The sequence below is a fragment of the Nitrospira sp. Nam74 genome (genome assembly GCF_965152615.1).
In genome coordinates this window covers 1,446,516-1,466,982 of record NZ_OZ224220.1, presented here as the reverse complement: position 1 = coordinate 1,466,982, position 20,467 = coordinate 1,446,516, and the positions used below count along the sequence as shown (strand labels likewise).

The window sequence follows — 20,467 nt, the reverse complement described above, 5'->3', positions numbered from 1 at the left end:
TGCAGTACAATAAAAGTACATGGAGTGACCAAGGTGTTTTGGGAATCACGACAGAATAAAGACAAGCGCGACCGGCAGTGTTCCTTCTGTGGTAAGCGTGAAAATGTCGTCAAAAGCCTCATTGAAAGTCCGGCGCCATATCACTGTCAAACATGCCAGACCGGATCCAGTTTGCTGATCTGCAATGAATGCGTCCGGCTGTGCAGTACGTTCCTCGCAGAAGGCGCAGGAGGAGCAGGACAAGCATCATCATTGCCCGTGAATATCCAGCTCCCCAAGCCGACGGAGATGAAAACGATCCTTGACCAGTATGTCGTTGGCCAGGATCGCGCTAAGAAAGTCCTTTCGGTGGCCGTCCATAACCACTACAAACGAATTTTGAGCCGGCACCGCTTGCGGGAAGTCGAGTTGCAGAAGGGGAACATTTTGATGATCGGTTCCACGGGAACCGGCAAGACGCTGCTCTCTCAGACACTGGCCAAGATTCTTCACGTTCCCTTCGCCATTGCCGACGCCACTACCCTGACGGAAGCGGGATACGTCGGCGAAGACGTGGAGAACGTGGTGTTGAAACTGTTGCAGGCGGCGGAGTTCGATGTCAAAAAGGCTGAGACCGGCATCGTCTATATCGATGAGATCGACAAGATCAGCCGAAAATCGGAGAGCGCCTCCATCACTCGGGACGTCTCAGGAGAAGGCGTGCAGCAGGCGCTGCTGAAACTGGTAGAAGGGACGGTGTGTAACGTTCCGCCGAAAGGCGGACGCAAACATCCTGAACAGGATTATATTCGTGTCGATACGTCGAATATTCTCTTTATTTGCGGCGGCGCCTTCGTCGGACTGGACCAAATCGTCGGGCAACGGACGACGGACCGGCGCATCGGCTTTGGTTCTGGAACCACTACGCGGAACTCGAACAAAGGTGCCAGTCTGCTTGAAGTGACCCAGCCGGAAGACCTTCTCAAATATGGATTGATTCCTGAATTTGTCGGACGATTTCCCGTCTTCACGACGCTATCCGATTTGGATGAGGGAGCGCTCATTCGGGTGCTTACGGAACCGAAGAATGCGCTGCTCAAGCAGTATCAGGCAATGTTCGAGCTGGAAAATGTACGTCTCGAATTCACACCCGAGGCCGTCAAAGCGATTGCCCATCGTGCCGTCCCTCTCAAGACGGGTGCTCGCGCGCTCCGGGCCATTCTCGAAGACGTCATGCTCGATCTGATGTATGAAGTACCGGCCCTGCAAGGGGTGACCTCCATCGTGATCACAGATGAGGTGATTCATGGTACTGGCCAGCCGCACATCGTCTCATGACACGGCGAAGGATACGGGACCATCTGCTTCGGTCTTGGCTTGTCAAAATCCTCCACGTATCCCAGAGGGGTCGCCTGTGGTTTTGACTTCACCTGCGGCCTCGCATCTGACCCCGGCACCTTCGCCTGATAGGCGCTGTTCATCGGCATGATAGGGTCATGCTATGGCGTATAAAATCCTCGTCGTCGACGATGAAGCCCACCTTCGACGCATAGTATCTCTCTATCTCAGCGCTCGGAACTACGAGGTGGAGACGGCTGAGAACGGCCTAGAAGCCATTCAAAAAGTGGCCGCCGATCGCCCTGACCTCATCATCGCAGACATCGGCATGCCCGGTGTCGACGGCTACGAACTGTGCAGCCGACTTCGACGAGACACGGCCACACGCACCATTCCATTCATTTTCCTGACGGCAAGAGATCAGGACACCGACCGCACTAAAGCACGCAAGATCGGATCGGACGATTACCTCACCAAGCCCTGCCCCTTAGATCAGCTCGCCGAACATGTCGAGACGATGATCGATCGCATTGAGCAGGCCAAGAAAATACCGCTGGATCGGATCGGCTTAAGCGGTCAACTCGATGAGGTGAACGTGTTAGATCTGATTCAAATGTTGGAGCTCGACCAGAAGTCGGGCGCCCTCGTCCTGAGCCACGGTGAACGGACGGGCACCCTCTATTTTAAGGAGGGTACGATTATCGACGCCGATATCCGTTCGCCCAAACGCGAAGAACCGCTTTTCGTGCTCCTTGGATGGAAGGCAGGGCGGTATCTATTTCTTCCCGATGCCATGCCCGAGCACATGCCCATCACGGCCAGCCTGGCGCACTTATTGTTTGAAGACCTTCGAAAATTAGAAGAACAAGAGCACGCCAAAGCGATTCCGGTCGCGAATGTGCCAGGCTCTCGATCCTCCGCTGAGGGGAGCGAGGTCGGTCGCCTGATTCTCCGCTTAGAGGAGGTCCTTCGCCGCGCGCAAGCGGAGACGGCTTCGCTCGGCGACCGGCACATCTTCAGACTGTTGGTGGTCGGCACTGTGGGGACGGGTAAAAGCGAACTGATTCAATTACTCGTGGAAGATCTTTCGTCATCACGATGGGCAGCTGTCGGAGCTGATGAAGGCAATCAGAAACAGCATACGGATTTTGGACTGGTTCGACTTTCGTCGGACGCTCTGTTGCACCTATTATCCGTGCGAGCGGAAAAGCGGTTTCGATCGCTGTGGGAACAATGCCTGCCGAGTGCGCTGGGAGCAATCCTCTTGATTAACCCGTCGATGGAAGGGGAACTCAACCATGTTCAAACCTTTTTGAAAGCCCGCCACGCCCTCGCGCCATCACTTCCTGTGCATGCGCTCGTGATCAATGCTTCTCACATCCCGGGACTGCAAGGGCTACCACAAACAAACTGTTCGCTGGGTTCCATTGATAATCAACAAGTACGGTTGAGTCTGCTTGATCGTATTCTGGAACAATGGTTCCAGACACATCCCGTCCGCGTATGAGTTCTCTCCCACCCGCCTATCGGGCCCACTTCGCCTCAAGTAACACCTCTGCTCAGTTCAGTGAAGGCAGACGGCACGGGGAGCCATCTGAATGTTAGACGTAACTGCGAACCTCATGGCGGACGATCAGCCACATCCGAGCCACATTGCTACAAGGTGCGAATAGCTTCAGGCTGCGTCTCTCGCCGCAAAAGTCGTTTTAGCATTCTCTTGACTGGCTGCGAATAACGCCAATCGCGCGCATCGGCGTTTTTCAGCATCGCTCTCATTCGCCATACTGGCGGCCAAGACCCAATGTAAGCCGACGATGGTGATGACCCCAATTAATTCCACCATAGTTCACCTCTTCGAGTATCATTGAAGCGGATGGGAACTCGCAGAGTGTATAGGTTGTGGAGAGTTACCTAGGTCAGTTCGCTCCGTAATCGTCCCCTCGGACGCATCCGGCATGGGGAAGAAGACTTCGAGAATCACAAAGAGGGCAATTAAACACACTCCGATGACCGTCACGATGGTCCATTCGACTCCTGACATCATGCCCCCCTTTCTTCACCTCATGCCGAGAGACGACCTTAGTGCTCCCAACAGCCGCATTCCTTTATGGTCGATCCTAAAGAGCCCGCCATGACAACACTATGGCCCAAACGATGCATTTAGCGTCACCCATGCGGGTGAGTGTCCATTGTCCGATTAGAGTACAGACGCATACCTACTGTCCGGCACATAGGGGTCCGCATCCCATCCTCCTCGCTGTGGCGTATGCACTGAACCGGCACAGAGAACGACGCTCACCATAAGGACAGTCTGAACAACCATCACACGACAGATTGTTTCCCCTCTCACCACGATGGGGGAAGCCAGGCGCGATAGGCGCTGTCTCATTTAGCACTCAAGTAGAGGAGAATAGCCTCTACCCTGCCGGTGACCTGCAACTTTCGATAGATGTGATGCAAATGGGTTTTGACGGTATCCGACGAGACGCAGAGCTGATCGGCTATTTCTTTATTGCCTCGTCCACCGGATGCACATGCTAGAATCTCCCGCTCCCGGTCCGTCAATATACCGAGGCCCCCGCCCTGGTGGTCGCTGCCTTGAGTCAAAGCACGGTATACCGTACGGGCTCCACGATCCGGCAAAAACGGCGACGAAACCTCTTCACCTTCCGATGTCCCTCGAATGATGCGCAGGAATTCGTCATGGTCGGCGTCCTTCAGAATGTAGCCGCTTGCGCCGGCCTGCACGGCTGCCACGATCCGTGTGTCATCATCGTGCACCGAGAGCATCAAGACCTTTACCTCCTGCGTACAACCCTGAATGAGGCGAGTCGCTGTCACCCCGTCCAGCTTCGGCATATCGACGTCCATCAATACCATTGTCGGCTTTAACTCCATGGCGAGGTTGAACGCTTCCCGCCCGTCGGTGGCTTCTCCGACAACCTCGATATCCGGCTCTCGTTCCAAGAGACAGCGCAAACTCTGGCGAAACAGACGTTGGTCCTCGGCGATGAGCAGCTTGATCATCTTCTATCCTTGCGCATGCAGAGGAACAGCAATTGAGAATTGCGCACCACCGGTCAAGCGATTCGCCGCCCAAATACGGCCACGGTGAGCTTCAATCACCAGGCGGCAGAAGTGCAGACCCAAACCGCGCCCGATTCGTAAGTCATGTCCATCCTTCTTGCGAAAAAACATCTCGAACAGCGAGGGCAGATCCGCGGCGTCGATCCCCGGTCCTTCATCCTCCACGCGCATGAGCAGCACCTCATCGCCAACTCGTCCCAATCCCACAGGCATCGCCCCTTCCTGTCCAGATTTAATGGAAATGGTAATCACACCCTTCGGCGGGGAGTATTTGAGTGCATTATGCAACAGGTTGATGCCGACTCGTTGAAGGCGACGCCGATCGCCGGTCATCATGATGTCTTGAGGACTGACGTCTAGCCGCACGATGACCCCTTTGGCGTCGGCTTCGGATTTGAACAAATGGACCGCCTCATGAAACAGCGCCCCGACGGGAAAATGCGATACGACAATAGGCAAGCCTGAATAGCTCTCCTGGTAGACATCCAGCATATCGTTGATCATCCCTAAGAGGAGATCCGTCGTAAACTGTAAATCCCCAAACCATTGGGCAATCGGCTGCGCGTGAAGCTCCGGCCGCTCCCTGAGTAGCTCTAATGTTTTTTTGATGCCCGCCAGTGGATTACGAATGTCATGCGCGAACATGGAGGCGAATTGACTGAGCGAGGCGAGCCGTTCGGAACGGATGAGCTGTTGCTCCAATTGCCGCTTCTCCGTCATGTCTTCGAACTGCAGCAGAACCGTCATCTCTCCATCGGTCCGTTCCACAGGGACGATTTCCACATCCATCGTGAGGACGGTTCCGCTGAGGGTCGGCACATGGAGGCCTGAGATCGATCGCTCTTTTCGGCCGGTCACGACCTGCGTCAACACTCTGCGAAAGCGTGTCCGATCGTGATCCCAAAACACATTGGTGACGGGCGTGCCGATGAGTTCAGCGCCCGTCCGTCCCAATTTAAATTCCGTGCGGCGATTCACATCACGGATCACGCCTTGGGCATCGACAATTACCTTTGCGTCTACCGCATGATTCCACAACGTCCGGTAATACTCCTCAGACGTCACGGTTTCACGACTCGCTCGAGCCGCTTCACTCATAGTGGCTCTCGACATAACGATCAACGCGGCCCCGCATGGCAGACCCCACCGCTTCTTCGCTGATGCGCAGAGACGCAATAGGAGCGAACCCAACTCTGCGGCTTAAGCCGCATGCTTGGAGTCGGCCGCGCGCGTGGCCTTTTGACTGTCTCGAATGTCCTCCCCGGGCATCACCTTCTTCTCATCCCGATATAAGAGATCCATGCAGAAAAAGAAGATGGTCAGGAGGACCAGGAGCCCTGCCACGATTCCCCAGTAGCCCCACGACATGGTATGCCCCCTTTGTCAAATGCGGCAAGCAGATCCGCCTCGGCGAGTCTGCTTGCCTTCCGACACAGACGATGTGAAAATCGCACCGCCGGTCGATTATGCAGTCTTTCGATACACCGGCTCGGATGGAACTTCCGCCGTTGTCGGCAGCTCCTCCGGTCTGGTGCTCCGGATGATGAGCCCCCAGAACAATCCGATCAGACCAATCGAGCCCGCCGTCAGGAAACCGGTCGGAATGTCAGGCCACGTTCGAGGCTGAGTCACAACGGTCGAGACCGGCTGCGTCGATGTCTCCGCTTTGGCCAAATTCTCGAAGCGCCCCGCCACCTCTTCGTTATGGATCGAGCCGACGATGAGAAGAGCCAATTGCGCTTGGGACTCGGCTTTGGCTTGGCTCTCCGCCTGCAGAGATGCAATCCGAACGATCGCGTGCCCCAGACTATCCTGTATTCGTTCCGCGAAACGCATCGTTTCATCAGCAGCCTGAGCGACGGCCACGACCATGCGCCCCAGCATCGGTTGGCGGCTTTCCTGATAGGCGGTGTCCATCTGCCGAGCTCTCGTCTCAGCAAGAGTGATCATGCGCTGATTGTAGGGGCCATCGAGGAGCGTGGATGAAAGCAAGCCTGCTCGGATTCCATGCCCACTGGAAACGACAATAGAACGCCCAAGGACGTATTGCACGCGACCGGCATGATCCGCATCGAGTTCCATCATGCGGGACGAGAGCGCTTCCATGGACATACCGGGAACATCCTGTACGTCCTGAGCCATCAGCGAGACGCGATTCAGCTCCTTGGCCGCCGCTTCAATGTCTGCCATGATGGTACGGTCCAACAGGAAATTCTGGACCAGCGCCTCGCCAAGCGCCGGCTGTACCCATTCCATAGCCGCCATCGGACCGATGTCCGTCGTGCTTTGCTCGCCTGTGGCAAGTTGAGGTTGCGCGGCTTCCAGCGTACCGTTTGAGGCCATGAAGAGAAAGTATCCCCCAAGGACCGTCGCGAACACGCCCACCGCCACCATCAAATCAATTGGTTCTATACGTCGTGTCATTGTGCTGCCCCTCCTATGCTTGTTCCACTATTCACTGTGATTATGGAAGCAAGGTTCGCAAGCAAAGTGCCATCATGAAATTGTTTTCCTTATCGCTGCCTTACGGATTATTGTTACCGGGAAGAGAGAGCGATGGTGGTGCCTTTCAACCAGCACCTGGGCAAATCCACCAACAACGGGAAGGCCTGGGGCAAGTTGAGGCTGAAGCGGAGGTTGAGAAACCCGAAATCGAGTCTTACCCGCAGCCTATCCTGTTTACTTCAGTTTGACGATGGTCACGCCATCCCCTCCTTCCGCCCGCTCACCGGGTCGGAAGGACGAGACGTAGGGCGAGTCTTTCAGATAGGCCCGAAGGGTCGTTTTCAGTCGGCCGGTCCCATGGCCGTGAATTATGCGAAGACTCGGACTTCCGGCAAGGGCAGCTCGATCTAATGCGGCGAGGGTACGGTCAATCGCCTCATCAGCCGCTGTACCACGAAGGTCGAGAGCAACGGATGCTTGCTCCGAATGCATCGGTAAGATCACCGATCGAGAGAGAGCCACGCCGACCGTTGGTGCTGCCTTCGATGGCCTCGTCGGATTCTCGGATGCCACCAATAGGGCCGCGGCCACCGACATGTCCGCATCTCCCACACGCAGCCGCACCCGCTTCTTGCCTCTCGGCGATTCCAACAACGTCCCGCTCGTACCGAGATGGGCGATTTCTACTTGATCGCCAGCCTGCAATTGCTCCAGTGGAATGCGTGCTTCAGCGTGGGCCAACTGCTTTCTAATCACCTCATCCACTTGCCGCAATTGCAGCTTGGCTTCTTTGGCCCTGCTCAGAGACTGTTCCTGTTTCAGTCCTTCCAGAACGGTGTGGATTTCCGCACGCGCCCGCAGAAGTTCATCGGTCCATTTCTTCTTGACTTGCTTCCGCTCTTCGCGCTCGGTGCTCTTCAGGCGATCCGCGACTTCTCGTGCCTCTTGGGCGGCACGCTGCGTTTCGGTTTTCAGAAGTGCGATCTTCTCCGTCTCTTCATCCAGCCGGCGCTGTGCGTCTTGAAGCTCTGTGAGCATCTGCTCCAGCGCACGATCCTCGCGCTGCACCCGTTGCAGCGCCTCGTCAAGAATCGTTTCGTCCATCCCCAACCGTCCGGCAATTTCGATAGCCGACGAACCACCGGGCATGCCCATCATGACGCGATACGTCGGCGAGAGCGTCTGTACGTCAAATCCGACGCTCGCGTTCATGAATCCAGCCGTCGCATGAGCCAAGACTTTGAGGGAGTTATAATGCGTCGTCACGACCACTTTCATGCCCATGTGGGCAAACCGAAGCAAGAGCGCCTCCGCCAGCGCCGCCCCTTCCGCTGGATCGGTTGAGGTGACCGGCTCGTCAAGAAGCACCAGCGCCGGGGCCGTGCCCGCAGTCCCAATCCCGGCCGCCTGATCAAGAAGGCGGATCATTTGTGTGATATGCGCGGAAAAGCTCGACAGATCCTTGGCGAGATCTTGAGTATCACCAATGTCGGCGAAGATGTCGGGGAACCAGGCCATCTCCGAATCGGCGGCACAGGACGGTTGTAGTCCGGCTCTGACCATGAGGGCGAACAGTCCCAGAGTCTTTAAGGTCACTGTTTTACCGCCGGTGTTGGGTCCGGAAATGATCAGGACTTTGATTGTCTCATCCAACATCAGATCGTTGGCGACCACCGCCTCTTTCGTGAGCACCAAAAGCGGATGACGTGCTTGTTTCAGCGCAATCCGCCCATTGGCGGTGAGCGAGACCTCTTGCCCTTTGACCTGATGACTGAAGGCGGCTTTCGCCGCAATGCAATCGAGAGCAGCTAGGACATCCAAGCCGGCCAATAAGGTCATCCCATGTTCTCTCACGATGAACGAGAGTTCAGTGAGGATCCGGCGAACTTCCCGCTCGATTTCAATACCGGCCACCTTGATCGAATTATTTAATTCCACCAATTCCCGCGGCTCGACGAAGACGGTCGCTCCGCTGGAAGACACGTCATGGACGATGCCGGGAATCTTCGAACGCATGTCGGCCTTCAAGGGAACCACATATCGACCCTCGCGCTGGGCGAAATAGGACTCTTGTAAGACGTCGGCGTAGCGGTTCGACGCCAAGATTCCTTCTAGGCGCCGGCGCATCTGCTGTTTGAGGTCATGGGCATGGTGCGAAAGCCGGCGCAGTTCCGGCGTGGCCGATTCTTTAATATTTGCCTCGGCATCGACGCATCGGTCGATTCGCTCTCTGAAGTCATGTAACTGACTCACCTCCAAAATAGGAGCGGCAGTCTCCCAAAGTGCCGGCGCCAACTCGCGCTGGCGTCCAAGATATCGAACCACGTCAAACGTGAGACCAAGCACTACCGAGAGATCGCGCAATTCATGCCCCTCTAAAACAGCTCCTTTCGAGCCGCGGCTGAGCACCTCTCTGAGATCGGGGAACGACAAAGAAGGAAATGGCTCGGCCGACTCCCGAAACATGACCATCTCGGCCGTCTTGCGCAATCCCAGCCTTGCCTCATCCAAAGAGGCCGCTAACGGGAGCGTCCGACACCGTTCTGCTCCCATGCTGGATCGCGCATGGCCCGCCAATATTTCCAGCATACGAGGCCACTCAAGAGCATCAAGGGTTTGTTGGGACAGTTTTCCAGCTTCCACGGATACCCCTCGTGTAATAAAAACGGCACTCTACCGTGCCTGATAGAACCGACACAACTTAGCGCCGATCCACGTTCTTTGTCCTGGGGCGCAAACAAACTTGACGGTGCGAACGATCATAGGGTCCACAGCCGCCCGCTATCTCACGGGTTTCATTGCAATCGCCATCCATGTTGGCGGCAAAATAGTGTCATCTGCGATTGACAGCCATCCTCGAGAGATATTCTATATTCCCTAAAAAACCATTAGTTCTTAACCGGTATAAAAGTTGCGTTATGCAATATAGACTAGGTATTTTCATTCTCCCGCATATATGGAAAAAGTCAGCGTCATCATCCCGTGTTACAATCAGTCGCAATTCCTACCAGAGACGGTGGAGAGTGTCCTGGCACAAACCCATCCTGCCTACGAAATTATTGCCGTCGATGACGCATCACCCGACAGCAGCGCGGAAGTGATTGGGCGCTATGCGGGCGTTCGTTACATACGGCAACAGCATGGAGGCGTCTGCGTCGCGCGAAACCATGGCATTGCACAAGCAAGCGGGGACTACCTCGTGTTCGTGGATGGGGACGATCGCCTGCTTCCCGACCACCTGGCAACCTGTGTGGCTGCTTTCCGGGCTCATCCAGAAGCGGCGTTTGTTTGCGGTGACTATCGATGGTTTGGCATGAATGACACCTGGCATGTTCACAACTGCGCGCCGTTACCGACTCATTATACGACGTTGCTACGATTCAATTTCATCGGCCCACCCTGCGTGGCCATGTTTCGCCGCGACATCGTTCAGCGCGTCGGAGGTTTTCAGCCCGGATTGGAGGGAACCGAGGACCAGGACCTGTATTTTCGGATTACCCGCACCCATGCCATGCATTGTCACCATGCCGTCATTGCCGAATACCGCCGACACCCGAAACAGGAATCTCAAAACTGGGGCAAGATGTTAACGGCTGCCATGAAAACGCTTCAACGGCAACGGCCATTTGTACAAGAAAGCAACATGTCGAAAGACGCGTACCGCGATGGCATCGCGTTCCGCCGGCAGTTGTATGGAGAATTGCTCTTCTGGCAAGGCCTTAAGGCGGTGAGGAGCAAGCAATGGAAGCAGGCGATGATCTGCTTCATCATCCTAGGCCGATACTCCCCCTCCATCACGATTAAACCCACGTATGAAAAGATCATACAACTCCTCCCTCATACTGTTAGGCCACGCGTTGCCGCGCCCTCTAAGACCTCTCTCTCTCAGAACAAGCCCCTCTGATTGCATTTAATGCTGCATTCCCCTAGCATGGCGTGCGAGCTCAATCATGACGATTCGGCCTCTTGCTTTTGCCAATACGCTGGCCATCACTACCGCCGTCTTGGCACTCATATTGGTCCTGCTTCGGACTGTCTTTCCGCCTCTGTTTGTCTTCATCTTCAATGCGCAATTCTTCGGCGCTGATGTCTCCTCCCTACTCCCTCAGCACATCAGTATCATAAAGATGATAGGAGAGCTGGTGGCGTTTGTCGGCGGGGCCTGGGGATTTGGCCTGCTTGGAGCCATTGTGTACAATCGCCTGATCCAAGGCGACCGCCATTGACCGACGGCCGTTCGCTGGCATAGCTATTGGAGCTCTATGACATATCCCCTCTTGCTTCTCGTTCCATACCCCGCCACACTAGCCATATTCAATGGGACTCTCGGCGACTGACATTGCGGCGGTTGTAAAAGAAATCTCCCCGGTTATTGAGACTGGGTGGATTCAGAAAGTCTTTCAACCCGCCCCGCGCGCCATTACATTGGCCATTCGTACGCCGGGGCAGAGCCTCTCGCTCTTCATCTCGGCAGATCCGGAGACCGCGCGCCTGCATCTGCTGACACAACGCCTCCCGAATCCACCCTCACCACCTGCCTTCTGCCAGTTTCTGCGGGCACATATTCATGGCGCGCGAATCGAACGACTAGAGCAGATGCAGGGGGACCGGATCGTGCGTCTTCATCTGGCGGCGCGAGAGGGACCATGTGCCTTGATTGCAGAGCTGACCGGCCGGAAAGCCGATCTCTTATTCGTGAATGGCGAAGAGCAGGTCATAAGCGCATTGGCGTCGGCACGAGAACAGATCGGCAAGACCTATCAGCCGCCCGCCTTCAAGGCTTTCTCGGGATCCCATGGCGACTCAACTTTGATTGCACCTCAAGATAGGAGCCGGCCATTCCCTGTATCGCATACTATTGAGCAACAGTACCAAACGCGTGAGGATGAGCGGGCCACATCACGATGGCGGCACACCCGACTCGCGGATCTTAAAAGGCGGATCAAGAAAGCGGCGCGGCGGGTGGAGGTGTTACGAGGCGATCTCGACAAGGCAGCCAGCTATAGAGACTATGCTCGGTACGGTGAACTGCTGAAAACGAACCTTCACGCGATCAAAAAAGGGCATGAGCAACTCATCGTCGTCGACTATTTCGATCCAGCCATGCCTGAATTGATCATTCCATTAGACCCATCCAAAAGCCCGCAGGGTAACATGGAGGACTACTTCAAAAAACACCGCAAGCACGTGGCGGCGGAACGCGAGATTCGGCCACGACTCGCACGAGCCGAAGAGGACTTGAACGCCTTGCAAATCGAACGCACCAACCTTGAACTTGGCCTATCCGATCCTGTTCCCTCATTCAGTTCTCCAAGAGGAGCGCCCATAGACGCAACTCCACCGTATGCGAAGGCGAAACGAGAAACTCGGTCAGGGCCGTTTCGTCGATTCGTCTCGCAGGACGGCCTGGCGATCTACGTGGGGCGAAACGCTCGCGAGAATGAGGCACTCACGTTCGGGGAAGCGCGGCCGGATGACCTGTGGCTTCACGCGCATGGCACACCCGGCTCGCATGTCGTGCTCCGCCTCGAAAAGGGCGCCGACCCGTCGCATGAAACCTTGCGCGATGCCGCGACCTTGGCCTTGCTCTATAGCGACCTCAAGAAAAGCGGCAAGGGTGAGGTGATTTATACGCGGCGGAAGTACGTCAGAAAAGTCAAAGGCAAGTCGGCTGGAACCGTCACTGTCACTCAAGAAAAGACGATCTTTATCACGTTGGATCGCACGCGATTAGAGCGTTTAAAGGAGCGAGCCCGCGACATCGATCAGCATCGCGCCTCGCCCTCATGAATAACGAGTCATTTATCGCATCTTGATAGTGTGAGCCTCCAACCACCTCACCGCCACTGGCACGGCTGAACCTCTGTTGGACGCGAGGACGTTTCGGGACACCTTCGAGACATTCGCGAACGGCCGGTCGGACGTCGCGCTGACGCCCGGCCGGGCAATTCGTTACTGACCAGACTTCGCGTCTTGTTTCTCAACCTTCAGCACATTGATATCGAATACCAGTGACTTTCCGGCCAGCGGGTGATTCGTATCCACTACCACTGAATTGCCGTCAATCGAGAGTACCTTTGCTTCCATCCCATTCTGCGCCCGCAACCTGGTCCCGACCTTCACCTCAGGAGGTACTTGCTCTTTCGTCACCGTCACCTTTTTCTGTTCATCGTATGGCCCATACGCATCTTCGGCTGTGACCGTGACGTGCTTCTTGTCCCCTGCTTTCAAACCCGCCAGCGCTTTCTCCAGGCCAGGAATGATTTCGTGATTGCCCTGGGTGTATGAAATCGGCTCCTTCCCGACATTGGTTTCTAAAACGGTCTTATCGGGTAATGCCAGCGTATACTCAACCGTCACCTTCGACCCGTCTGCGATGACCTGCGATGGCTCGGAAGAAGCCGTAGAGACGGCCGCACTCGTGAACATGGCCAACATGCAAGCAGCCGTTATTGACTTCTGTAAGTAGTTCATGTGCTCCTCGTAGTGATGACACCAACAGTCAGGTCACACAAAAGCGAGCTGCGATTATGTGACGACAACTCACCGTCAGATGGATTACAACTTAAAAGCGGTCCCTTTTACCGCCTCGGCCACCGCCGAATCCACCGCCACCACGGCCGCCTCGGCTTTCCCCTCCACCGAACCGCGGCTCCTGAGGCTTGGCTTCATTCACCGTGAGGGTGCGCCCGTCCATTTGGGTGCCATTGAGAGCGGCGATCGCCTTGCTCGCCTCTTCGCCCGACGACATTTCTACGAAACCGAATCCGCGCGACTGACCCGTAAATTTATCCGTAATGACCTTCGCCGAAGCCACGGAACCGTGCGGCGCAAACAGCTCTTGTAATTGCTGGTCGGTCGCAGAGTACGGCAAGCCACCGACATAGATCTTCGAACCCATGAGGGGTCCCTCCTTTAATGGTGATATTGTCTTGGACGGTGGAACACAACAGGAAGGAACGGGCCGAAGACGCGAAAGACCTAGCGACTTAGGTCTGGCTTCCGGAAGATTCCCGGGCAAAACAACATCGGTTGAGGGCCTTGCTGCCCCATCCCACATCACCAGGCCCCACGTGATGAAGAAATTTACGGTACCATAACGCACCATAAACAACAACTCAACAATCCTGCTAATGGCTTTCCAGTAGCGGGTATTGTCGCGTTCGGACGGATGACATACAGGCATGGAATTCTCAGACGTGGGAGCAAGACTGACGTCTTCTCGCTCGCACAACGAGCAACGTTTCGCGGTAGTCCGGCAGCGCAACATGGAATCGAAGAGCCAGCCCAACCAGGCGACGAAGTCGCACTAGGGGCACACGTGTGTATACCAAGGGAAGAACGGGTTGTCGTGGTCGGTAGTCCTAAATCAGGAACGGAAATCAGGAACGGAGACGAAGGGAAATCCTTTGCTGAAGTGAGCTTGGAAGGAAAAGCACAGGCTGCCGTCCTTCGACGGCAGCCTGAATGGGAACTCAGATTTAATTACCAGCGATCGCGGTTTCCGCCTCCCCCACCACCGAATCCACCTCGACCACCACGGTCTCCGCCGCCAGAACGCGGCTCCTGAGGCTTTGCCTCGTTTACCGTGAGGGTTCGGCCGCCCATCTGCGTGCCGTTGAGAGCAGAAATCGCCCTCGACGCTTCTTCACCGCTCGACATTTCCACGAAGCCAAAGCCACGTGACTGACCGGTAAACTTGTCCGTGATGACCCGAGCCGATTCCACGTTGCCGTGCGCGGCGAAAAGGTTGTTCAACTCCTGCTCAGTTGCCGAATACGGCAACCCACCGACATAGATCTTCGAACCCATGAGGGTCCTCCTTTGAAAGTGATATTGTCTTAGACTCGAGGAGAGAAGGAAGGAACGGGCCGAAGACGCGAAACAGAAGCGACTCAGGTCGGACTTCGATCAGATTCTCGGACAAAAACAACATCGGTTAACGGGCCCTGTTATTCGACTTCATCGCCAGGCCCAGGGGATGAAGTAGCTTTACGGTAGCACATGAAGCAAGAAAGAACAAGCGGAGGGCCATAAGAAAACTTTTGGAGAATAACCAGCGCGATGAGACGTACTGTCGCTGTAAATGGGAACTTAATAGACAGATATAGAGGAACCCATCGCCCTTCTTCAGGCAGTTTGGACCCTACGGAATGACCCTTCTATGCCACGGGCGAGCAAAATCATCATTTGGGTCGACTTGAAAGCCTTTTTTCGGATCGATGCTCACGATGCTGGACGCGACCTCATTCCCCTATCCGCACTAGCGATCCCCGTTCCTTGCAGACGTTGAACGTGTGGTGAAACCAGCCGACCATCAACGCGAGATAGAGCAAATTCAATCCGGCCGCCCATACGAGGTGGGCCGGCGGGACCACCCCCGTACTGATGACCGCTCGCATGCCTTCGAACACATGCGCCGCAGGATTGGCCCACGCCACGGCTTGTAACCATTTGGGAAGCACCTCAATGGGATAAAAGACGCAGGAGACCGGTTGAAATAAAAAAACCATGCCCCAGGCGAGCACTTCCGCTTCCTGCCCAAATCGCATGATGAGTGACGTCGTCAACACCCCGATAGTCCAGCCGGCCACGAGCAAATTGAAGACAAAAGGAACTAATGAAAGGCCGATTTTGAAAATGTTGTAGTCATAAAATACAAATGCCGCGACAACCATGATGACGGAAACGGCGGTAACCTTGAAGACACTCAACGCCATGGTGGCGACCAGGAACTCGCTCGGCTTGAGCGGGCTTGCAAAGAGGTTCATCAAATTACGAGCCCAGATTTCTTCGAGAAATGAGATGGTGATTCCCTGCTGCGCGCGGAACAAGACATCCCACAAGATCAGGGCGCCGAGGAAAAAGGTCACGACTCCCGGAATCTGGCCCTGAAACTTCATCAGATACACGGTGATGAATCCCCACACGACGAGATCCAGAAACGGCCAATAGAAAATCTCCATCAGGCGGGGCAAACTCCGCTTGTACAGATAGAGATGTCGGGAGATGAGGGCATCGATGCGATGCAGTTTCATAATGTGCCTATAACATCGTAAGGTCAGCAGGTCTTACAGTCGAAGACAGGACATGATGACTGTGAGGCTTTTCAACGCTTGACGCTTACCCATCACTATCGTTCACGGGCAAGCTTCAGAAATACCTCCTCTAAGTCCTGCTGGCCGAACGTCTCGACGATCTCTTGGGCGGTGCCTTGCGCGACAAGTCTGCCACGCTGCAAGAAGACGATGCGATCCGACATCTCTTCCATCTCCCGCATGTTGTGTGAAGTGTACAGAATACTCAACCCGGTGGACTGCCGCACTTCTTTGAGTACGCCACGGATTTTATGGGCAATATCCGGATCCAGACTTGCCGTGGGCTCATCGAGGAACAGCACTTTTGGTTCCGTCAGGATGGCCTTGGCCAAGGCGAGTCGCGTCATTTGACCGGACGACAACTTGCGGGTCACTTTCGCCCGGAACTCCTCCATCTCCAGAGTCTTGACCACCTCGTTGATGCGGCGAGCAATGTCATCCATCCCGTAGAGCTTCGCCACGACCCGAAGGTTCTCTTCTACGGTTAGCGAAAACGGCATCGAAATGTAGGTCGATGAAAAGTTCACTTGGCCCAATATCGTCTCTCGCTGCGCTTCCAAATCCAGGCCGAACATCTTGATTGATCCCGACGTCGGTGTGACCAAACCGAGCAGCATTTGAATGGTCGTCGTCTTTCCCGCGCCGTTCGGACCCAACAGCCCGAGGATTTCGCCTGGGCCGATATGAAACGAAATATTATCAACAGCGGTAAAGTCACCGAAGCGCTTCGTGAGATTTTTTACTTCCAGGACCGCGGAACACATGCCATCAGCCTCGAGTCTCATTTCATTTCTCGTGAAGATTGTGCCTCTCGATTCTACACTACAATCTGTCCCGGGAATTGACCGTCTCATGACGCGACCACAATCAGTTGAATAAGAACTTGTCCAGCTTGTCCGGAAGATGGCACGTCTCGCAACGCTTGCTGAGGACTTTTCCTTCGTATTGTGTCTTGCCGTCGTGGCAACGGAAGCAGTCCGCCATGGCCGCAGCCCGAAGCTTCGTCCCTTCGGGATGATCGGGATAATGCGGCTCGCTGTCCTCCGAGACATGTCCGCGGGGGATGACAATCGGGTATCCCTTGATCGGCTTCTCATGTACCACACGTGAATGACAGGTCGTACAGCCTTCTTCTTGTCCGCGCTTGACAAACGCCTCCATATGCGCGCGGTGACTCATGATCAACCCGACGTCTTTCACCGGGGGAGGCAAATCGCGCGGCGCCACCTCGGATACCCGTAGGATGGCGTGATGACAACTGATACAGACGGCGGAATCTACCTTGGCGACCAAATTATGGGGGTCGGTCGGTGTGTCGAACAGATAGATGGCAAGATCCTTCGATCCATTCCAGGCTTTGTCATGCAGCCAATTCTGGAACCCAGGACGCACATGACAAACCACACATGTCACGTCCTTATGGGTGGAGATTTTCCACGTATCGTAGGATGGCCTGATCGTGTGGCAACTGGCGCAGAAGTCCGCATGATTGGTCAAGGGAACGGCCACTCCGCCTACAAGGAACGCGGCCGCAATGATCGTCACAATGACGACGGCTCGAGGCGCGCGGATCATCGTTTGGGGAAGTGGCGAATGAGCAGCTCGCTCAGCCGTTTGATCTCGTCCGGATGGAAAGTTGGAACCGCCAGCTCGATCGGCATGTTGGACACGACGGCCAGCAGACCTTCCGTCGACACCGGCACCTCACCTAGTTGATCGCGTACGACCACGACTTTCGGAAACCCTTCGCTCTTCCACCCTTCGGCGATAATGAGATCCAGATCTCGATCCACAAATCGCTCGCGCAGTTCCTCTACGCCGATTTCACTCGATACATCGGAGAACATCGCGAGGCTGCCCTTCGAGACGACGATCACCGTACTGGCGCCGGCCCGCTTATGTCGCCAGCTATCCTTGCCCTCCGTATCGAGATCAAAGCCATGGCCGGCATGTTTGATCGTGGCGACGCGATACCCTGCAAGGACCAGTTCCGGAATGAGGCGCTCGATAAGCGTCGTCTTTCCACTATTCGATCGTCCGACAAAACTCACAATGGGAACTGTCATAGGGTCCTTTGCGGGAGGAGCGTCAGCAACAGTGCGTCCCGTGTCCACTTGAAAGAGGTGGCGGTTCATTCGTCCAAATGTCATGCGTCATCACCTGCACGTTGATCCAGTCACCCGGATTCAGCCGCTCAACGTCCTCGGCAACGTCGATGAGACAATTGGCCTTCACCATTGAGGTTAAGATCCCAGATCCCTGTTCTCCCGTCGTGCGCACTTTAAACACACCCTCTTCGCGCGTCAGTATGCCACGCAGAAAATGCCGGCGATCGTTCCGCTTGGAAAACTTTTCCTGCATCTGTGCCTGCACGACTGGACGGCCATACGTCCGCAGGCCTCCCATCTTGAGCATCGCCGGCCGAACGAGTTGCTCAAACGTAACCATCGAGGATACAGGGTTACCGGGCAGGCCGAACGCCAGCTTGCCTTGAATTTTGCCAAACGCCAATGGCTGACCGGGCCGGATGGCAAGTTTCCAAAAATTCATCTCCGCGCCAAGTTCCTTAAAGACCGCCTTCGTAAAATCGTAATCCCCCATGGACACTCCGCCGGACAAAACAAGAATATCGGCATTCAATCCATGCGCGATTTTTTCTTTCAAGGCCGCCGGCTGATCGTGCGCGATGCCGAGCAAAATGGGAATGCCCCCTGCCTCTTGCACCGCAGCGGCGATGCCATAGCTGTTCGAGTTGATGATCTTCTCTTCGCTGAAGCGCTCATCCAAATCCGCGAGTTCATCCCCGGTAGAAAGAATCGCCACGCGCGGCTGCTGATAGACGAGCACGAACGATTTCGCAAGTATGGCGAGCATTCCGGCTTCCGCCGGACGAATCTGCGTCCCCTTGCGGATAATACATTCCCCTTTTTTTACGTCTTCCCCTTGGGGGCGAACGTTGGCGCGCGGTTCAATCGGTTTGAAAATCTTCACTGTGGTGGAGGACGGTTCCGTTTCCTCGACCTTGACCACGGCATTCGCGCCTCGAGGCAAGGGTGCACCGGTCATGATTCGAATGGCTTGCCCGGGCCCCACGGCCTTGGTCGCGACTTTCCCCGCCGGGACGTCTTCGATGACGTTCAGGATCACCGGCTTGCTGATCGCATGCTCCTGCTTCAAATCCTCCCAGCGGACGGCAAAACCATCCATGGCTGAATTATCCCAAGGTGGATTGTCACGCGTGGCCACAATATCCTCGCCGAGTACACGGCCCAGTGCATTTAATATGGCAACCTTTTCAAGCCCCAAGGGCCGGGCGGCGTCCAGCACTATCTTCTGTGCTTCATGGAGCGAGGTGAGGTCCGACTGTTTTGGATTCATTGAATTCTTTCCGTCCCTAGTCTTCTGCACGATGGTCAAAAAGGTCCTCCAGCAAGGCGGCAGGTTCGAAACAACGGAGGCGTACCGTACGTTGAGGATTGTTTCGACCCGAGAAACGAAGCTGCGGGCCCTTCTCACCATTCTACTAGTGGTGATGGCGAGGAGCGACCTTAAGCAACGAGCCGCTTTTCTTACAGAACGCGTCCACTTTATTGGCGATGGTATGATACGCGTCGGCGGTCGGCGTATCGGAATAGAACATTGCAAACGGCTCACCGGCATCGCATTGTGTCACAACCTCGGGATCGAGCGGAATTCGCCCCAGGAATGGCACACCCATGTCTAACGCCGACGCTTCGCCTCCACCTCTCCTGAACACCTCGATGTGATGGCCGCATTGTGGACAATCGAGCCCGCTCATGTTTTCAACAATGCCGATGATCGGGACCTCGCTATCCTTGCAAAAGGTGACGGACTTTCGAGAGTCCAACAGAGCGACTTCTTGCGGGGTCGTGACAATTACGGCCCCCGTCACGCCACCGAGCAGATCGATCGTCGTGACAGATTCATTGCCCGTGCCAGGCGGCAAATCGATGAGCAGAAAATTCAAGTCCTGCCATTCCACACCACCCAACAGCTGATTGATGAATTCATACTTGTACGCATCTCGCCAGATAATCGGGTCGTCGGGATTCTGCAGCAAGAAGGACATCGAGGCAATCTTGAGATTGTATGCCTGAAAGGGAATGATTCCGCCCGTGGAGCTGATCTTGAGCTTTTGACCTTCCGCGCCAACCATCTTGGGAATGTTCGGGCCATGGATATCCATATCGCAAATGCCGACTTCATGACCTTTCAGCGCCAGACTGACGGCGAGATTCGTCGTCATCGTGCTTTTTCCGACGCCGCCTTTGTTACTCATGATCAGCACTTTGTGCTCGATGCGCTCCATCCGTTTCGCCACGAGCCAGCGGCTATGCCCTTCCTTATCCTTTTGACACGTTTCATTCTCATCGCAAATGGCGCAGGCCCACATGTATGTACATGTATCGCCAGTGCCCGATCCCGACGGCTGAATAACATTCAACTCTCTGCCCATCTGTTCTCCTGTCCTCGTGAATTGTTTATCGTTATCCCGCTAC

20 protein-coding genes are annotated in these 20,467 nt (G+C 55.3%); 5 read left to right on the top strand and 15 right to left on the bottom strand.

The annotated features are described in order from the left end of the window. Positions 1–33 precede the first annotated feature (33 nt). Together clpX and ACWHYZ_RS07110 are read left to right on the top strand one after the other, a co-directional pair. Complete coding sequence (gene clpX, locus ACWHYZ_RS07115; RefSeq protein ID WP_447986583.1) at positions 34–1,317, top strand: ATP-dependent Clp protease ATP-binding subunit ClpX; 1,284 nt, start codon at positions 34–36, stop codon at positions 1,315–1,317. Between the two features lie 163 nt (positions 1,318–1,480). Next, a complete protein-coding gene (locus ACWHYZ_RS07110) occupies positions 1,481–2,824 on the top strand; it encodes a response regulator (RefSeq protein WP_447986582.1) in 1,344 nt (447 codons plus the stop codon). A 168-nt stretch (positions 2,825–2,992) separates the two neighbouring features. Here ACWHYZ_RS07110 and ACWHYZ_RS07105 read toward each other — a convergent pair whose 3' ends face one another. The 6 genes from ACWHYZ_RS07105 to ACWHYZ_RS07080 all read right to left on the bottom strand — a co-directional run bounded on the left by ACWHYZ_RS07105 (position 2,993) and on the right by ACWHYZ_RS07080 (position 9,492). Beyond that, positions 2,993–3,160, bottom strand: a complete 168-nt coding sequence (locus ACWHYZ_RS07105; RefSeq protein ID WP_447986581.1) for a hypothetical protein — start codon at positions 3,158–3,160, stop codon at positions 2,993–2,995. A 542-nt stretch (positions 3,161–3,702) separates the two neighbouring features. After that, on the bottom strand, positions 3,703–4,344 hold the full coding sequence (locus ACWHYZ_RS07100; RefSeq protein WP_447986580.1) for a response regulator: 642 nt from the start codon (positions 4,342–4,344) through the stop codon (positions 3,703–3,705). Positions 4,345–4,347: 3 nt separating this feature from the next. Next, positions 4,348–5,502: a two-component system sensor histidine kinase NtrB gene (locus ACWHYZ_RS07095; protein WP_447986579.1), complete on the bottom strand. Its 1,155-nt coding sequence runs from the start codon at positions 5,500–5,502 to the stop codon at positions 4,348–4,350. 102 nt (positions 5,503–5,604) lie between these two features. Further along, on the bottom strand, positions 5,605–5,772 hold the full coding sequence (locus ACWHYZ_RS07090) for a hypothetical protein (protein WP_447986578.1): 168 nt from the start codon (positions 5,770–5,772) through the stop codon (positions 5,605–5,607). Positions 5,773–5,868: 96 nt separating this feature from the next. After that, the gene (locus tag ACWHYZ_RS07085) at positions 5,869–6,828 is read right to left on the bottom strand and encodes a hypothetical protein (RefSeq protein ID WP_447986577.1); all 960 of its coding nucleotides are present in this window, start codon (positions 6,826–6,828) and stop codon (positions 5,869–5,871) included. 255 nt (positions 6,829–7,083) lie between these two features. Further along, positions 7,084–9,492, bottom strand: coding sequence for an endonuclease MutS2 (locus tag ACWHYZ_RS07080; protein WP_447986576.1), 2,409 nt, complete (start codon positions 9,490–9,492; stop codon positions 7,084–7,086). A 313-nt stretch (positions 9,493–9,805) separates the two neighbouring features. Here ACWHYZ_RS07080 and ACWHYZ_RS07075 point away from each other — a divergent pair, with 313 nt between their 5' ends. From ACWHYZ_RS07075 to ACWHYZ_RS07065, 3 genes are all read left to right on the top strand, one after another. Further along, on the top strand, positions 9,806–10,753 hold the full coding sequence (locus ACWHYZ_RS07075) for a glycosyltransferase family 2 protein (RefSeq protein ID WP_447986575.1): 948 nt from the start codon (positions 9,806–9,808) through the stop codon (positions 10,751–10,753). A gap of 46 nt (positions 10,754–10,799) precedes the next feature. Next, positions 10,800–11,075 (top strand): DUF5676 family membrane protein, encoded by a 276-nt coding sequence (locus ACWHYZ_RS07070; RefSeq protein ID WP_447986574.1) that lies wholly within the window; start codon positions 10,800–10,802, stop codon positions 11,073–11,075. Between the two features lie 91 nt (positions 11,076–11,166). Continuing rightward, positions 11,167–12,639 (top strand): Rqc2 family fibronectin-binding protein, encoded by a 1,473-nt coding sequence (locus ACWHYZ_RS07065; protein WP_447986573.1) that lies wholly within the window; start codon positions 11,167–11,169, stop codon positions 12,637–12,639. Positions 12,640–12,801: 162 nt separating this feature from the next. Here ACWHYZ_RS07065 and ACWHYZ_RS07060 read toward each other — a convergent pair whose 3' ends face one another. From ACWHYZ_RS07060 to ACWHYZ_RS07020, 9 genes are all read right to left on the bottom strand, one after another. After that, a complete protein-coding gene (locus ACWHYZ_RS07060; protein WP_447986572.1) occupies positions 12,802–13,323 on the bottom strand; it encodes an FKBP-type peptidyl-prolyl cis-trans isomerase in 522 nt (173 codons plus the stop codon). 91 nt (positions 13,324–13,414) lie between these two features. Next, positions 13,415–13,750: an RNA recognition motif domain-containing protein gene (locus ACWHYZ_RS07055; protein ID WP_447986571.1), complete on the bottom strand. Its 336-nt coding sequence runs from the start codon at positions 13,748–13,750 to the stop codon at positions 13,415–13,417. A gap of 584 nt (positions 13,751–14,334) precedes the next feature. Beyond that, entirely contained in the window at positions 14,335–14,661 is a 327-nt protein-coding gene (locus ACWHYZ_RS07050) for an RNA recognition motif domain-containing protein (protein WP_447986570.1), read from the bottom strand. 434 nt (positions 14,662–15,095) lie between these two features. Next, entirely contained in the window at positions 15,096–15,887 is a 792-nt protein-coding gene (locus ACWHYZ_RS07045) for an ABC transporter permease (protein WP_447986569.1), read from the bottom strand. Between the two features lie 95 nt (positions 15,888–15,982). Continuing rightward, the gene (locus ACWHYZ_RS07040) at positions 15,983–16,732 is read right to left on the bottom strand and encodes an ABC transporter ATP-binding protein (protein ID WP_447986568.1); all 750 of its coding nucleotides are present in this window, start codon (positions 16,730–16,732) and stop codon (positions 15,983–15,985) included. Positions 16,733–16,814: 82 nt separating this feature from the next. Beyond that, positions 16,815–17,522 (bottom strand): NapC/NirT family cytochrome c, encoded by a 708-nt coding sequence (locus tag ACWHYZ_RS07035; RefSeq protein ID WP_447986567.1) that lies wholly within the window; start codon positions 17,520–17,522, stop codon positions 16,815–16,817. Beyond that, on the bottom strand, positions 17,519–18,013 hold the full coding sequence (mobB, locus tag ACWHYZ_RS07030; protein WP_447986566.1) for a molybdopterin-guanine dinucleotide biosynthesis protein B: 495 nt from the start codon (positions 18,011–18,013) through the stop codon (positions 17,519–17,521). Before mobB ends, ACWHYZ_RS07035 begins: the two co-directional genes overlap by 4 nt. A gap of 22 nt (positions 18,014–18,035) precedes the next feature. After that, positions 18,036–19,355, bottom strand: coding sequence for a molybdopterin molybdotransferase MoeA (locus ACWHYZ_RS07025; RefSeq protein ID WP_447987533.1), 1,320 nt, complete (start codon positions 19,353–19,355; stop codon positions 18,036–18,038). Between the two features lie 115 nt (positions 19,356–19,470). After that, complete coding sequence (locus ACWHYZ_RS07020) at positions 19,471–20,424, bottom strand: Mrp/NBP35 family ATP-binding protein (protein WP_447986565.1); 954 nt, start codon at positions 20,422–20,424, stop codon at positions 19,471–19,473. Positions 20,425–20,467 lie beyond the last annotated feature (43 nt).

Coding starts and splice junctions, on each gene's coding strand:
- ACWHYZ_RS07110 (WP_447986582.1), top strand. CDS start 1,481: ATGGCGTATAAAATCCTCGTCGTCGACGATGAAGCCCACCTTCGACGC.
- ACWHYZ_RS07105 (WP_447986581.1), bottom strand. CDS start 3,160: ATGGTGGAATTAATTGGGGTCATCACCATCGTCGGCTTACATTGGGTC.
- ACWHYZ_RS07100 (WP_447986580.1), bottom strand. CDS start 4,344: ATGATCAAGCTGCTCATCGCCGAGGACCAACGTCTGTTTCGCCAGAGT.
- ACWHYZ_RS07095 (WP_447986579.1), bottom strand. CDS start 5,502: ATGAGTGAAGCGGCTCGAGCGAGTCGTGAAACCGTGACGTCTGAGGAG.
- ACWHYZ_RS07090 (WP_447986578.1), bottom strand. CDS start 5,772: ATGTCGTGGGGCTACTGGGGAATCGTGGCAGGGCTCCTGGTCCTCCTG.
- ACWHYZ_RS07085 (WP_447986577.1), bottom strand. CDS start 6,828: ATGACACGACGTATAGAACCAATTGATTTGATGGTGGCGGTGGGCGTG.
- ACWHYZ_RS07075 (WP_447986575.1), top strand. CDS start 9,806: ATGGAAAAAGTCAGCGTCATCATCCCGTGTTACAATCAGTCGCAATTC.
- ACWHYZ_RS07070 (WP_447986574.1), top strand. CDS start 10,800: ATGACGATTCGGCCTCTTGCTTTTGCCAATACGCTGGCCATCACTACC.
- ACWHYZ_RS07065 (WP_447986573.1), top strand. CDS start 11,167: ATGGGACTCTCGGCGACTGACATTGCGGCGGTTGTAAAAGAAATCTCC.
- ACWHYZ_RS07060 (WP_447986572.1), bottom strand. CDS start 13,323: ATGAACTACTTACAGAAGTCAATAACGGCTGCTTGCATGTTGGCCATG.
- ACWHYZ_RS07055 (WP_447986571.1), bottom strand. CDS start 13,750: ATGGGTTCGAAGATCTATGTCGGTGGCTTGCCGTACTCTGCGACCGAC.
- ACWHYZ_RS07050 (WP_447986570.1), bottom strand. CDS start 14,661: ATGGGTTCGAAGATCTATGTCGGTGGGTTGCCGTATTCGGCAACTGAG.
- ACWHYZ_RS07045 (WP_447986569.1), bottom strand. CDS start 15,887: ATGAAACTGCATCGCATCGATGCCCTCATCTCCCGACATCTCTATCTG.
- ACWHYZ_RS07040 (WP_447986568.1), bottom strand. CDS start 16,732: ATGAGACTCGAGGCTGATGGCATGTGTTCCGCGGTCCTGGAAGTAAAA.
- ACWHYZ_RS07035 (WP_447986567.1), bottom strand. CDS start 17,522: ATGATCCGCGCGCCTCGAGCCGTCGTCATTGTGACGATCATTGCGGCC.
- mobB (WP_447986566.1), bottom strand. CDS start 18,013: ATGACAGTTCCCATTGTGAGTTTTGTCGGACGATCGAATAGTGGAAAG.
- ACWHYZ_RS07020 (WP_447986565.1), bottom strand. CDS start 20,424: ATGGGCAGAGAGTTGAATGTTATTCAGCCGTCGGGATCGGGCACTGGC.